16 protein-coding genes are annotated in these 14,131 nt (G+C 36.6%); 7 read left to right on the plus strand and 9 right to left on the minus strand.

The window, feature by feature from the left end; all coding sequences use genetic code 11:
• Window positions 1-31 precede the first annotated feature (31 nt).
• Both Rain11_RS05625 and Rain11_RS05630 read left to right on the plus strand, forming a co-directional pair.
• Window positions 32-508, plus strand: coding sequence for a TlpA family protein disulfide reductase (locus Rain11_RS05625; RefSeq protein ID WP_101358367.1), 477 nt, complete (start codon window positions 32-34; stop codon window positions 506-508).
• A 32-nt stretch (window positions 509-540) separates the two neighbouring features.
• Window positions 541-1,161: a thioredoxin family protein gene (locus tag Rain11_RS05630; protein WP_101358368.1), complete on the plus strand. Its 621-nt coding sequence runs from the start codon at window positions 541-543 to the stop codon at window positions 1,159-1,161.
• Between the two features lie 52 nt (window positions 1,162-1,213).
• Here the strand turns inward: Rain11_RS05630 and Rain11_RS05635 are convergent, their stop codons facing one another.
• From Rain11_RS05635 to rpsF, 7 genes are all read right to left on the minus strand, one after another.
• Window positions 1,214-2,509, minus strand: coding sequence for an aminopeptidase P N-terminal domain-containing protein (locus Rain11_RS05635; protein WP_101358369.1), 1,296 nt, complete (start codon window positions 2,507-2,509; stop codon window positions 1,214-1,216).
• A gap of 46 nt (window positions 2,510-2,555) precedes the next feature.
• On the minus strand, window positions 2,556-3,734 hold the full coding sequence (locus Rain11_RS05640; RefSeq protein ID WP_133121520.1) for a hypothetical protein: 1,179 nt from the start codon (window positions 3,732-3,734) through the stop codon (window positions 2,556-2,558).
• A 68-nt stretch (window positions 3,735-3,802) separates the two neighbouring features.
• Entirely contained in the window at window positions 3,803-4,327 is a 525-nt protein-coding gene (locus Rain11_RS05645) for a hypothetical protein (RefSeq protein WP_101358371.1), read from the minus strand.
• 66 nt (window positions 4,328-4,393) lie between these two features.
• Window positions 4,394-5,164: a glycosyltransferase family 2 protein gene (locus Rain11_RS05650; RefSeq protein WP_101358372.1), complete on the minus strand. Its 771-nt coding sequence runs from the start codon at window positions 5,162-5,164 to the stop codon at window positions 4,394-4,396.
• A 114-nt stretch (window positions 5,165-5,278) separates the two neighbouring features.
• Complete coding sequence (rplI, locus tag Rain11_RS05655; protein WP_101358373.1) at window positions 5,279-5,722, minus strand: 50S ribosomal protein L9; 444 nt, start codon at window positions 5,720-5,722, stop codon at window positions 5,279-5,281.
• A 16-nt stretch (window positions 5,723-5,738) separates the two neighbouring features.
• A complete protein-coding gene (gene rpsR / locus Rain11_RS05660; RefSeq protein ID WP_101358374.1) occupies window positions 5,739-5,996 on the minus strand; it encodes a 30S ribosomal protein S18 in 258 nt (85 codons plus the stop codon).
• Window positions 5,997-6,009: 13 nt separating this feature from the next.
• Window positions 6,010-6,375: a 30S ribosomal protein S6 gene (gene rpsF / locus Rain11_RS05665; protein WP_101358375.1), complete on the minus strand. Its 366-nt coding sequence runs from the start codon at window positions 6,373-6,375 to the stop codon at window positions 6,010-6,012.
• A gap of 129 nt (window positions 6,376-6,504) precedes the next feature.
• Here rpsF and Rain11_RS05670 point away from each other — a divergent pair, with 129 nt between their 5' ends.
• The 5 genes from Rain11_RS05670 to Rain11_RS05690 all read left to right on the plus strand — a co-directional run bounded on the left by Rain11_RS05670 (window position 6,505) and on the right by Rain11_RS05690 (window position 12,445).
• Complete coding sequence (locus Rain11_RS05670; protein ID WP_101358376.1) at window positions 6,505-7,260, plus strand: SDR family NAD(P)-dependent oxidoreductase; 756 nt, start codon at window positions 6,505-6,507, stop codon at window positions 7,258-7,260.
• 64 nt (window positions 7,261-7,324) lie between these two features.
• Window positions 7,325-8,665: a signal recognition particle protein gene (gene ffh / locus Rain11_RS05675; protein ID WP_101358377.1), complete on the plus strand. Its 1,341-nt coding sequence runs from the start codon at window positions 7,325-7,327 to the stop codon at window positions 8,663-8,665.
• 239 nt (window positions 8,666-8,904) lie between these two features.
• Entirely contained in the window at window positions 8,905-9,867 is a 963-nt protein-coding gene (locus Rain11_RS05680; protein ID WP_101358378.1) for a PDDEXK family nuclease, read from the plus strand.
• Between the two features lie 19 nt (window positions 9,868-9,886).
• A complete protein-coding gene (gene mraY, locus Rain11_RS05685) occupies window positions 9,887-11,164 on the plus strand; it encodes a phospho-N-acetylmuramoyl-pentapeptide-transferase (protein ID WP_101358379.1) in 1,278 nt (425 codons plus the stop codon).
• Window positions 11,165-11,209: 45 nt separating this feature from the next.
• Window positions 11,210-12,445: an ABC transporter permease gene (locus tag Rain11_RS05690; RefSeq protein ID WP_101358380.1), complete on the plus strand. Its 1,236-nt coding sequence runs from the start codon at window positions 11,210-11,212 to the stop codon at window positions 12,443-12,445.
• Here the strand turns inward: Rain11_RS05690 and Rain11_RS05695 are convergent, their stop codons facing one another.
• A complete protein-coding gene (locus Rain11_RS05695) occupies window positions 12,446-13,363 on the minus strand; it encodes an AEC family transporter (protein ID WP_101358381.1) in 918 nt (305 codons plus the stop codon). It lies immediately after the preceding gene.
• Window positions 13,354-13,845 carry a hypothetical protein gene (locus tag Rain11_RS05700; RefSeq protein WP_101358382.1) on the minus strand — a complete coding sequence of 164 codons (492 nt, stop codon included), beginning with the start codon at window positions 13,843-13,845 and terminating at the stop codon, window positions 13,354-13,356. Before Rain11_RS05700 ends, Rain11_RS05695 begins: the two co-directional genes overlap by 10 nt.
• Between the last annotated feature and the right edge of the window lie 286 nt (window positions 13,846-14,131).

Genomic DNA, 14,131 nt, shown 5'->3' on the forward strand with positions numbered 1-14,131 from the left:
GTAAAAAAACATTATATCTGCAACAAATTTTATGAAAAAATTATTGTTCGTGGTAGGACTTTTTTGGAGTGTCGGAATGCTTTCTGCTCAAAACATTAGGGTTATTAAAAAGAAAGAACTTTTAGAGCTTTTGAAGCCTTCTGAAAATGAGGTTGTTATCTATAATTTTTGGGCTTCGTGGTGTGCTCCTTGTGTAAAGGAATTACCTATTTTCAGGCAAACTGCTGAAAAATGGGCAGGCAAGGTGAAAGTGGTACTCATTAGCTTGGATTTTGCAGAAGATTTAGAAAAAGCTAAAAAGATTTTGCAAAAAAAGGAAATAACTTTTGATACATTTCTTTTAGACGAAACCAAGTACAATACTTGGATTGATGATGTAGAGCCTCGTTGGCAGGGGGCAATCCCTATGACTATCCTTCAAAAGGGCAAAAAACGTGTTTTTCTCAACGAAGAGCTTACTTGGGAGCAATTAGAAAAAGAACTGAATGTTTTGTTGAATGCTAAATAATTTTTTTACTTAAACCTTAAAATTGTAGTGTTATGAACAAGTTTTTCACCTCGCTTTCTGTAATGCTTGTGGCGTTTTTGTTGTGGAGTAACAAACCCGCAGGCGATGGCTACAAACCCGGCGACAAAGCCCGTGATTTCAGTCTTAAAAACATTGACGGCAAGATGCTTTCTTTGGCTACCTTTCCCGAAGCTACCAAAGGGGCAATAGTGGTTTTCACTTGCAACCATTGTCCTTTTTCTAAAATGTACGAGGATAGAATTATCGCTTTGGACGCCAAATATAAGCCCAAAGGCTATCCTGTGGTAGCTATCAACCCCAACGACCCCAGCCGTGTGCCTGATGATAGCTTTGAAAAAATGATTGAAAGAGCCAAAGAAAAAGGTTTTACTTTCCCTTATTTGGTAGATGAAACGCAGGAAATTGCCAAAACCTACGGAGCAACGAATACCCCTCACGTGTTTGTGCTTGAAAAGAAAGGCAAAGATTGGATAGTACGCTTTGTAGGAGCAATTGATGACAATGCCAAAGACGCTTCACAGGTAAAAGAACGCTATGTAGAGGAAGCAGTAGATAATCTACTATCAGGCAAAAAAGTAAGCAAGGCTCAAGTAAAAGCCATTGGTTGCACAATTAAATGGAAGCAGTCGTAAAGTTTTTTTTGTAGCGGGGGCTTCGCCAAAGGCGAAGCCCCCGCATATTTTTTTAGGGCTTACTATTCATAATTTCTTCAATCTCTTCGGCTTCAATAGGAATGCTTTCCATTAAGTCAATATTGCCGTCTTCGGTGATGAGAATATCATTTTCCAAACGAATACCGATACCTTCTTCGGGAATATAAATGCCCGGTTCGCAGGTAAAGACCATTCCTGCATCAAAAATACGATATTTACTACCCACATCGTGTACATCTAAACCCAAGAAATGTGAAGTGCCGTGCATAAAATATTTCTTGTAGAGTGGGTGTTCGGGGTCTTGGGATTCTACTTCGTGTTTTTTGAGCAAACCTAAGCCTATCAGTTCGCTTTCCATCATTTTGCCTACTTCTTTATGATATTTTTCTAAATTATTGCCTTTTACGAGCATAACTCTTGCTCCACGCATTACACGCAAAACGGCATCATAGACTTCTCTTTGGCGAGGAGTGAAACGTCCATTTACAGGTACGGTGCGGGTAAGGTCGGAGGCGTAATTGGCATATTCAGCGGCTACATCAAGCAAAACCAAATCGCCGTCTTGGCATTGCTGGTTATTGGCGTTGTAATGCAGTACGCAGGCATTTTTACCTGATGCAATAATAGGCTGATACGCAAAGCCTCGTGAGCGGTTTCGTATAAATTCGTGTATCAATTCTGCTTCAATTTCATATTCCCATACACCGGGTTTAATGAAATGTAGTATTCTACGAAAACCTTTTTCGGTAATTTGGCAAGCCTTTTTCATCAAGAAAATTTCCCAAGACGATTTCACGGCTCGCAAGCGGTGCATTATGGGGGCAATACGTTTATAGTTGTGCAGGGGAAATTTTTCTTTGCAATATTTAATAAAACGGGCATCGCGAGTTTCTACCTGAATAACGGCTCGGGTATGTTCGTTGGTATTTAGATAAATATTTTCCGATTCAAAAGCGAGTAAAGAGAGCATTTTTTCAAACTCGCTGACCCATTGCACATTTTGTATGCCTGAAATTTCGCGGGCTTCTTCTTTACTGAGTTTTTTACCTTCCCAAACGGCAATATGTTCGTTAGTTTCTTTAATGAAAAGAATTTCACGCATTTTTTTATCACGGGCATCGGGGCAAATAATCAGGATAGTATCTTCTTGGTCAATGCCTGTGAGGTAAAAAAGGTCGCTATTTTGGCGAAATGGCATAGTGCCATCGGCATTGGTGGGCATAATGTCGTTGGAATGAAACACCGCCAACGATTCGGGATAAAGTTTATTGGCAAAGTTCTTACGATTTTCAATAAATAGAGCTTGCGGAATAGGGGCGTATCTCATAATTGTAAAGATTTGTGAGGCAATTTTAGTAAAAAATAAGCAGAAATCAATTTTTTCGTAGAGTTTTGATTTTAGTTTTGAGCCATTTTTCCCATATCATTCCAATCCATAGCCAGAGTATCCACGAAAAGCCTATCCGATAGCGGCTCAAAGCTCCAAAATTGGGTGAAGAAAGTCCCAAAAAAGTTGCCATCAGCAAAACAAATAAAAAAGAAGCTACCGCTAAATACAAATTTCTTTGGGGAATAGTGAAGTGATAAATGAAAAAGAGCAATACACTTAAAATCATTAAGGCTACAAGAGTTGTATTTTCTACGCTTGCCATAAGCATTGTTGTATTTTTAGCTTGCCAAGATAAAGGTGCAAAAATTCCAATCCAAGTACCTTTGTAACTATTGAGTAGGCAAGAACTCCAAGTAGGTTCTAAATCCAAATCAACGGCAGAACCTTGCGGAGAGGCTTGTAAGGTCAGTCTATAATTTTCGTATAAGGCTTGCGGAAAAAAATCTAAATGCAAATTGGGGTGTAAAAAAGAAAGTAGTACAACACTTATTAAAATTGGCAAAGAGAAAGCCCATTTCAATTTTTTTGTAAATTTTTCGTTTTGCCAAAAGTAGATTAAACGTTCGGTAAGCAAGGCAAAAGCAATACCAAAAGCATAATAATACTTTACTTTCAAAAGTAAAAAAAACAAAAAGACTATAAGTAGAAATCGGTAAAAGGATTTTTTGCCTAAATAAAATATTTGCAAATGCAAGGCAAAAACACCCCAAATACATACCATTAGCCAAATTTCTTTGGAAGTTCCCGAAGCCCAAAATGTCAGAGAAGGTAAAAACATTAAGCCATACACTAAAATTTCATATTTGGGGAAAAGTTTTAATAAAGTTTCAGCGAAAAAGTAAAAAGCTATCAAGTACAAAATTACAGCGTATAAACTGCTCAATAGCCAATTTTTTTGGGTTAAAAGAACAAAAGGCAAATATAATTTGGCAGTAAAAAAGGCACGGGGTTGCTCGGAGAGATAAAATTTTTCAGATGAAATAGGTTTATGAAAAAAGGTTTGTAAAAATTCTGTGGGAGATTGCCAGAGCAGGTCGTAGAGTTGGGAGGCATCTAAAAAAATAAGCCAAAAATCCCATTGATAGTGCGAATAGTATTTTTGATGAACATAAAAAAATAGCCACAGAAAAACGAGCTTGTATAAAAAAATAAAAGCCCACAATTTTCTTTTTGGGGCGGGTATTTTCCAAAGTAAAAAGGTACAAAGTAGGAAAAAAATAATCCAGCCAATCATTGCAAAGAAAGATTACGAAAACCAGCCACTTGGGCTACCCATTTAGAGGGTATTTTTTGGGTAAAATTGTTGTAGTATTTGAGACTAAAAGCATATTTGCGATAAAGCTGTTCGGTTTGGTTTTCAGAATTTTGTAAATCAGAGACTTTTTTTTGAATATTCGCATCTTGTACAAGTTCGGTTACACTATGGGCAAGCTCTTGCATTACGGCGATTTCTTTCTGTAAAGATTTTTCTGCTCGTAGGCGTTCTTTTACAGGAACATCAATCCCTTGTATGGTGCTACAAAGTTTCAGAATGAGGTCGTAAGTATGCAAAAAATCACCTTTGGCTTGAATAAGATTCGCTAAATGAGTTGTTATTTGGGCTTTTTCTTGAATGGCTTGAAGGTAGTTTTCAAAATTCTCTTCCAAGGTTTTTTTTGTGCGTTTGAGCGTATTATAGCTTAAAAGGGCTACCAGAAATAGCAAGCTAAAAAGAGCTAAAAAGATAGGTATCAGACCTGCGGCACCAAAAGTCATAGTTTTGCTTTTTTACCGAAAACTATGCAAATCTAATCTTGTTTTGCCAAATATGTAAAAAATGGGTTAATTTTTCTTTGATTTTTTTGATAACTCTCTGATTTTTAAGTATTTTGTGAAGGTTGCAAAAGCAGAAACTGCACAAACGACAAAACCATAATAGCCATCTAAAAAACCCAAACGCAAAACATAGCTATACAAAAATTTCCAAATCGGATTGATAAAAAGTTTGTAAAGCGGGGCTTTTTTACCACTTTTTACAAGGGTTTCAGCCATTATACTCGTAAAATGATTGAGTTGGGCAATGTGTTGGTGAATAGAATAATAGCTATAATGCAAAATATCACCTTTTAGTTTGCTCACAAGTGAATTTGCGTTTTGCATTTGAATACAATCGTGAGGATTGATACCTGTCCAGTGAGCTTTGGTTTTATTAAAAAGCCTAATACGTCTATCAGGATACCAATCGGTATGGCGTATCCATTTGCCTAAATAGTTTGTAAGACGAGGCATAGAAAAGGCGTCAGCATTAGGATTTTCCTGTTTTTTAAGTTGTAAAATTTCATTTTTTAATCTTTCAGAAAGGGCTTCATCGGCATCTAACGAAAGAATCCAATCGTAAGAGGCTTGGGCATTAGCAAAATTTTTTTGTTCTACATACCCCAAAAAGGCTTGCTGAATAAATTGGACTTGATATTTTTGACAAATTTCAGCTGTTTTATCGGTAGAAAAAGAATCTACCACTACAATTTCATCGGCTACGGCTTGCACCGATTCCAAACAACGCTGAATATTTTGTTCTTCGTTGAAAGTGATAATAACAACAGATAGCTTCATAGCTCAAAAGTAAGCAAAAAGAGGATTGTAAGTACAATCCTCCTAAAATTTTTGTTATTTTGCAGGAGTTGCAAGTGCAAATTTTCGCACCTTAAATCTTGCAAATAATGGGTTTTACTCTGCTACTACTTTGAAAACAATAGTGTGTTTTACTTCTCTATGCAAATCTAAAACAGCTTTGTATTCGCCAATAGTTTTTGCTTCCCCCACAATAGCAATTTTCTTGCGGTCAATTTCAAAGCCTTTCTTTTTGAGAGCATCTGCTATTTGCGTAGTAGTTACAGAACCAAAAATTTTACCGCTTTCACCCACTTTTGCAGGAATTTCAAGCATTAGTTCGCCGATACGTTCAGCCAAAGAGATAGCTTCATTTTTAATTTTTTCGGCTTTGTGAGCGGCTTGCTTCAAATTTTCAGCAAGCATTTTTTTATTTCCTTCGGTGGCTAATATCGCAATGCCACGAGGAATAAGATAGTTACGAGCAAAACCGGGTTTTACCTTAACTACATCATTTTTATAGCCAAGACCTGTGTAGTCTTCTTTCAAAATCACTTCCATAATCAAAAATTTTACATTATTTCAAACCATCGGTAACAAAAGGCAAAAGAGCCAAATGACGGGCACGCTTGATAGCCTGTGCCACTTTACGTTGATATTTCAGGCTATTGCCTGTGATACGGCGAGGTAAAATTTTACCTTGTTCATTTACGAATTTGAGCAAGAAATCGGCATCTTTGTAATCAATGTATTTGATGCCCATTTTGCGAAAACGGCAGTATTTCTTTTTAGCTTCTTGCTTAGTGCTGTGTATAGGTTCATTGATGAGTGTCATAATTCCTCCTTTTTTATGCTACTGTTTGAGCCTCTTTTTTCTTTCCTACCAAACCTTTGCGGCGTTTTTCGTTGTATTCGATAGCGTATTTATCCAAAGCGGTAGTCAGATAACGCATAATGCGTTCATCACGGCTGTATTCAGTGTGAAGCGTATTCACAATGCTTACAGGAGCTTTGAACTCAAAAAGTTGGTAAAAGCCTGTGCTTTTGTGCTGAATAGGATACGCCAATTTTCTTAACCCCCAATTTTCCTCGTGGATAATTTCAGCACCATTATCTACGAGTACTTTGCGGAACTTTTCTACGGTATCCCTCATCTGTTCTTCAGATAAGACGGGAGTAATAATGAATACCGTTTCGTAATGTTTGTGGTTCATTGCAAACTTCGTTTTTAGATTAAATTTTGAGGGTGCAAATATACAAAAAATTTTTTTCTTGCAAAAAAATGTTGGCTTTTTGTGAGAAATGTTGAAAATTATTAAGTTTCAGACTTCAAAAGGTGATTTATGAAGTTTTTCTCTCAAAAAAATATTCTCATTACGGGTACTTCTTCGGGCATTGGTTTGGAAATTGTAAAATTGCTTTTGGATTTTCCTTGTAAAATTATTTGCGTAGATATTGCCCCAATGCCTGCAAATATTATTTCGCAAGAAAAAGTCAGTTTTATTCAAACGGATTTGAGCCAAAAAGAAAATTTAGATTTGCTTTTTGAGAAATTAGCCTCCGAATTTGGTCAAATTGATGTTTTTATAGCCAATGCAGGATTTGCTTATTACGAAAAACTGCAAGAACCAGACTGGGGGCATCTTGAAAAAATTTTTGCTCTGAATGTTTTTTCACCGATTTATAGCCTTCTGAAAATGCAAAAAAGTAATTCAGAAGTGGTTTTTTGTATTACAGCTTCGGCAATGGCAAAAATGGGTTTGGCAGGTTATAGCTTGTATAGTGCTACCAAAGCCGCCCTTGACCGCTTCGCAGAGGCTTTTCGTTTGGAAAATCCACGTTTTCGTTTGGTTTTAGTTTATCCGATAGCTACGCGAACCCATTTTTTTGAAAATGCGGGCAAAGCCCCTTTGTATTTTCCTTCGCAAGAGGCTTCTCGGGTTGCTTTTCGTATTTTGAAAGGCATCGCAAAAGGCAAACGAAAAATTTATCCTTCATTTTTGTTTAGAATGAGCTATTTTTGGGGCTTTTTACAAGAAAATTTAAACTACTTTTACCAAAAGTATACCCAAAAAATATTTCGTGAGCGTTTCAGATAAGTTTTTGGGAAAAATAATAAAAACTCCTAATTTTGCCAAATTGTAAAGCTAATCGTAGAAAGTTATGTTTCAAAATTTAAGCGAAAGATTAGAAGGAGCCTTAAAGGTTATCAAAGGCAAACATAAAATCACCGAAATCAACGTTGCTGAGGCAGTAAAAGATGTCAGAAAAGCTCTCGTAGAGGCTGATGTGAATTACAAAATTGCCAAAGAAATTACAGAAAGAATTAAAGAGAAAGCCCTTGGACAAAAGATTTTGATAGCTGTTGAGCCTTACCAATTGATGATAAAGATTGTAGAGGACGAGCTAGCTCAACTGATGGGCGGTCAGAAGGCAGATTTGATGCTTACGGGAAGTCCTGCAGTAGTTTTAATGGCAGGCTTGCAAGGTTCGGGGAAGACAACTTTTTCGGCAAAACTTGCTAATCAAATCAAAAGGCAAGGGCGTCAGGTGCTTTTAGTTGCTTGTGATGTGTATCGTCCTGCCGCTATTGAACAGCTCAAAACGCTTGCCTTGCAAATAGGCGTAGATGTGTATAGCGAACCCGAAAACAATAACCCTGTTGCGATTGCTCAGAACGCTATTCAGTATGCCAAAGCTAATCATAAAAATGTTGTGATTGTGGATACAGCGGGGCGTTTGGCGGTAGATGAGGAAATGATGAACGAAATTGAGAAAATTAAAAAAGCTATCAATCCTTGTGAAATTCTCTTTGTAGTGGATTCAATGACGGGGCAAGATGCCGTCAATACTGCTAAGGCTTTTAACGAAAGATTAGATTTCACAGGCGTTGTGCTTACCAAACTTGATGGCGATACGCGAGGCGGTGCGGCTCTTTCTATTCGGGCAGTAGTAGAAAAGCCCATTAAATTTATAGGTACAAGTGAAAAAATTGATGGCATTGATGTCTTTCACCCTGACCGTATGGCTCGCCGTATCTTGAATATGGGCGATGTGGTAGGTCTTGTGGAAAAAGCTCAACAAGCCTTTGATGAAAAAGAAGCAGAAAGACTTAATAAAAAACTACGTCAAAATCAGTTTGATTTCAACGATTTTCTTTCACAAATTCAGCAAATTAAGAAAATGGGAAACATCAAGGATTTGATGTCAATGGTGCCGGGTATGTCTAAAATGATGAAAGATGTAGATATTCCCGAAGATGCTTTCAAAAGCACCGAAGCCATTATTTTTTCAATGACCCCCAAGGAACGAGAAAATCCTCAATTGCTCATTTCGGGTAATGGCAGTGGTAGCCGCAGAAAACGCATCGCATTAGGTAGTGGCACAAGCATTCAAGAAGTAAATGCCCTTGTAAAACAATTTGAAGAGATGCGAAAGGTTATCAAGAAAATCAATGCAATGCAAAATACAGGCAAAAAACTTGGAAAAATTTTTGGAAGGTAGCAAGTTTAATAAAAAAATTTTCGGCATATTTTAAGGCTTAAAGGCTCAAAATTCAAAAATTCTTCAATAAAATTAAGAAAAAACAATTGAGTTGAAGATTGAAAAAAGAATAAAGAAGCGAGCAGAGTTAGTCTTTATTACATCACGAACTTAAAACTTAAATTTTTCAAGATGTAAAAGATACACCTAATAAGGAGGTACGAGTGTTTTGATGTTGTGCTGTTTTAAATCAATTAGATATGCCTAAGCTTTTTTACTATCAAGAAAAAAAAATTTTAAAACAAGTAGATAAACAAGAAAGCGAACTAAATAAGTTTATTTCTGAAAACTGGAGCAATCTTTTTCCTCAACTCATTTTTATTGCAAGCGAATTTCCTTTGAAAGGTAATGTTAGAAGTATTGGTAATAAAAGCGGTCGTATAGATATACTTGCATATAATCCTAAGACTACAAGATTCGTAATTTTTGAACTTAAACGAGAATATGATAGAAATATTACGGAGCAAGTAGCTGATTATAGAGATTATGTTGAAGATAATTTTGCTGATGTATATTTGAAATCAACTCAAATATACAATGCTACCCTCCCCAAGTTTCAAGAAATGGATTTGAGACAAATTGAAATCGTACTTATCGCTAAAAAGTTTTCTCTTGTTCAAATAGAAAAGATAAAGAAAAACAAGGAAAATAACATTACACTTATCAAATATTTTTGGTTTGAAAATGATTTAATTTTTATTGACTACCTTAATAATGATCCAGATGAAGAGAGAATTGAAAATCTCAACTCTCAAAAGGTTCGTCTAGTCAAGGAAATTGTCAATCAAGATCCCGACATTTACGAAATTGACAGATTCTTTAATCTCAAACAAGCAAGTAAAGAGTTGTTTATAGATTTTTATAACTGGCTTAAGCAGCGTGGTGAGGTAACAATTACTCCTACTCAGAGTTACTTGAAAGTCATATTTGGAAATCATACCTTTTCTGCTATAGGTTATGCGGGTAAAGTAGGAAGTAAACAAGTTTTGCAAATCAATACAAATATTGACCTTACCAATGTTTCAGGATTATTAGTACAAGATAGAGTAAGAGAGGGGAAAAAGAAAAAAGGAAGTTTAGCACCAGAAAGATTTGAGATAAGATTAAGAAATAAGGAAGAGTTAAATTTGATGTTAAAATCCATTCAAGAAAAAATTTTTTAGTTTTTCAACATAAACAACAATGCTTTACTATCTTTTTGATTACCTTGATCGTGAGTTTGATTTTATTGGAGCAGGTGTATTTCACTACATTTCTTTTAGAGCAGGAGCGGCAACTTTTCTTTCTCTGCTCATCAGCACTATTTATGGTAAAAAGATTATTTTGTATTTGCGTAGAAAGCAAATCGGAGAAGGTATTAGAGATTTGGGCTTGAGCGGACAAATGGAAAAAAAAGGTACGCCTACAATGGGAGGTCTCATCATTATTCTCTCTATTGTAGTGCCAACCTTGCTTTTTGCCAAACTGGATAATATCTATGTGATTTTGTTATTACTTACACTAATAGGTTTGGGATTTATCGGATTTCTGGACGATTACCTCAAAATTGCTAAAAAAAATAAAGAAGGTCTATCAGGAAAATTCAAAATTGTGGGGCAAGTAGGAATTGGTTTGGTAGTGGGAATTACGCTTTATTACAATAGCAATGTGGTGGTTCAGGAGAAAATTGCCTTGGGCGAAGAAAATAAAATTGTAGAGTTGCAAAAAACAGAAAAAAGTGTAAAAATTGATACCATTCGCCGAAAAAATGAAAAGCCTTATTATGCCGTTTCCTATAAATCTACCAAAACGAATGTACCTTTTTTCAAAAATAACGAGTTTGATTACAACGTACTCAATATTTTAGAGGCAAATTGGCTGGAGGCTCTCATTTATGTTGGAATGGTGATTTTTATCATTACGGCAGTTTCTAATGGTGCAAACATCACCGATGGCATTGATGGGCTTGCCGCAGGAACTTCGGGGATTATTGGGCTGACACTTGCAATCTTTGCCTATCTTTCAGGAAATCTCATTTTTGCCGACTATTTGAACATTCTTTACATTCCTCATATGGGTGAGGTCGTAATTTTTGCTACGGCTTTTGCGGGGGCTTGTGCGGGTTTTTTGTGGTACAATGCTTATCCTGCACAGGTTTTTATGGGCGATACGGGCAGTTTGGCTTTGGGCGGGGTGATTGCCGTGCTGGCAATTGCAGTACGCAAAGAACTGATGATACCTGTTTTGTGTGGTATTTTTTTTGCTGAAAATCTTTCTGTTATTTTACAAGTAGCTTATTTTAAGTACCAAAAGAAAAAAAGAGGTTTGGAATACGCTCAAAAAAATCGCCTTTTTCTGATGGCGCCACTTCATCATCATTATCAAAAGAAAGGCTATCACGAAACAAAAATAGTGGTTCGTTTCTGGATTGTGGGAATTTTGCTGGCGATTTTCTGTCTTGTTACGCTAAAATTGCGTTAGAAAATACCAAGAGAAGTCTTTTTACGTTTTCTAAAAAATGCCAGTATGAATTTTCTTGAAAATATCAAAGTTGCTCTGGGGGCGGTGCGTGAAAATATGCTTCGTACCGTGCTTACGGCTCTAATTATTGCCATAGGCATAATGGCATTGGTAGGTATTCTGACTGCCGTTGATGGCATACAGGCATCTATCAATGATAGTTTTTCAGATTTAGGGGCAAACTCTTTTAATATTGGGCAAAAATTTGCCAAAGGTGGCAGAAATCGTGGTATGCGTGAAAGTATTTCCACACCTATTACGTACTACCAAGCCCAAGAACTCAAAAAGAAATTGAGTTTTTCGGGTGTAATGGGTATTTCGGTGGGGGTTTCGTTCAATACAGAAGTAAAGCACGGTTCGCAAACGACTAACCCCAATTCGCAAGTAACGGGTGTTGATGAAAATTATTTAGGTTTGAACGGCTTGGAGTTAAAAACAGGTAGAAATTTTATTGCTTCCGAAGTAGAAAACGGCATACCTGTTGCAATTATTGGCAACGAAATTGCTGAAAAACTTTTTGGCAAAACCAATCCTTTGAATCGCTTTGTAAATTTCTTGGGTAAAAGGTATCAGGTGATAGGGGTTTTGAGTAGCCAAGGGGGCAATATGGGCGGAAACGCAGGTGATAGAACGGTGCTTGTAACTTTGGAAAATGCTCGCACCTTGCTGAAAAGTGAAAGCATCAATTTTGATATTAAAGTAAAAGTGAGCAATCCTGCTGAAATAGACCAAGTAATGAGCGAAGCTCGCGGACTTATGCGTAAAATTCGCCACGATTTGCCCGGGAAGGAAGATTCTTTTGAAATTAGCAAAAGCGAAACGCTTGCCGAAAGGTTAGACGAAATCAGCAAATACTTGAAAATTGGTGGTTTTGTAATTGGCTTTATTACGCTTTTAGGGGCTTCGGTAGGGCTTATGAATATAATGTTGGTTTCAGTAACAGAACGTACTCGCGAAATTGGTATCCGAAAGGCTTTGGGAGCTACGCCTCGTCGCATTCAGGAGCAATTTTTAGTGGAGGCAATTGTGATTTGTCAGTTAGGGGGCATAGCGGGCATTATTTTAGGAATTTTGGCAGGTAATGGCGTGGCTTATTTATTGGGTTCGCAGAAATTTTTTATCCCTTGGCTGTGGATGCTTTTGGGCGTGGTGATTTGCGTAATAGTGGGAGTAATTTCGGGTTTTTATCCTTCGTACAGAGCCTCTCGTTTAGACCCTATTGAGGCTTTAAGGTTTGAATAATCAACCCATCAGCCACCACCAAAAGCTCGTAGTGAGCAGTGAAATAGGAACACCCATACGAATAAGTAAATTTGCTAAATTAGGGGCTAAATGGTATTCTACGGCAATAATGGAAGCCGTAATCATCGGAGCCATAGCAGTTTGTAAAATGACTACCTTTTCTGCTAAACCCATTGGTTGAGGTATAAAAAGCCAAAAAATACAGGGAATAAGCAGGAGTTTATAGAAAAGCCCTGCAAAGGTTTCTTTCCATAAGTTGTTTTCTTTTTCCCAAGAAATTTGCCAACCTACTGAAAATAAAGCAAGGGGTGAGAGTGCATCGGCAAAGCGTTTCCAAACCGATTGTATTATTTCAGGGAAATCAATTTGAACAAAATTCAAACCAAGTGCTATTAAAAAAGCTGTGAAAGCAGGGAAATGAAGCAGTTTTAATCCAATTACTTTCCAAGTGGCTTGTTTGCCTGCATAAAAATTGGCAAGCAAAATGCCAAGTGTAGAAAGTACTAAAAACGTTCCTTGGTCGCAAAGTACGGCGGTTTTGATGCCTTCTTTTCCATAAAAAGCTTCTATAAGCGGATAACCTAAAAATGAAACATTACCTAACCCACTGCAAAGAACCAAACAGCCTAAAACTTTCTTATCGTAATGTAGCATTTTCTGCAAAAATGCAAAAAATAGCACAGCTCCTAAAAGTACGATTAAACCCATTGTCAGTGGAACAAGTGCTTTAAGGGAAAATTCAATTTTGGGTACGTAGTAAAAAGCCATCGCAGGAAGCGAAACATACAACACAAAGGCGTTGATACCTTGCGGAGTATTTGCAGGTAAGTTAAGGTGTTTGTGTTTTGTTTTCAAGAAAAAGCCCGCTGCAAAACAAAACAGGATAAGCAGAAGGTTACTCATTATGGCTAATCCCAAATAGAATATTTACGTATGCGAAAGCGAATAAAAATATAGCTTAAAGCAAATAGAATGATGAATAGACCGATTGCCCAGAAGATAGTCATATCTACGGTATCTTGTATCATAACGTTGATGTCCCAAATTTTGTAAAGCAGGAAAGCTATGTATAAATTGAAAAATGCAGTAAAAGTGTGAAACCAAGCCTTCAGAACGTTGTAGAACTCCTCGCGGCTCAATTCATTTTCTTTCCAAAAATCAGCTTGGGGAATGCGTAATTTTTCTATGGGAATACTTTGTAAAAACCTCAAAAAAAACACCATCAGCAGGTTAAAAATTCCTACAAAACCCAATACCACATACAAAAACCAGTGTTTGGAAATAGGATTGTACGGATAATTTAGCGATATTTCGGTAGGAAATCCTGCGTTGGTAATGAGCCACACTGCTGAAAAAGCAACTAATGAAAAATTTTTGAGAAAAGCGATAAATAAGTTCATAGGCGGTAGTATTTGAGTAGTTTTATTATGCTATAAAACCAACGCAAATTGCAGAAGTTTTTTGTTTTTCTCAAAAATTTATGAAAGTCAAAAAAGGTTTTTTATTACAAAAGAAATATTTTGTAGATTTATTGCTATTATTTAACAAATGATTAACAACAATATGACCGCCAATTGAGGTATTTGGAAAAATAAAAAAATGGCATTTATTTAGGAAAATTTTCCAACGATTAACCTAAAAAAAATGCCAAATTTATTAGAAATCCTCCTGCTTTTACAAACAGAA

The sequence above is a fragment of the Raineya orbicola genome, from assembly GCF_002843425.1.
Classification (GTDB): Bacteria; Bacteroidota; Bacteroidia; order Cytophagales; family Thermonemataceae; genus Raineya; species Raineya orbicola.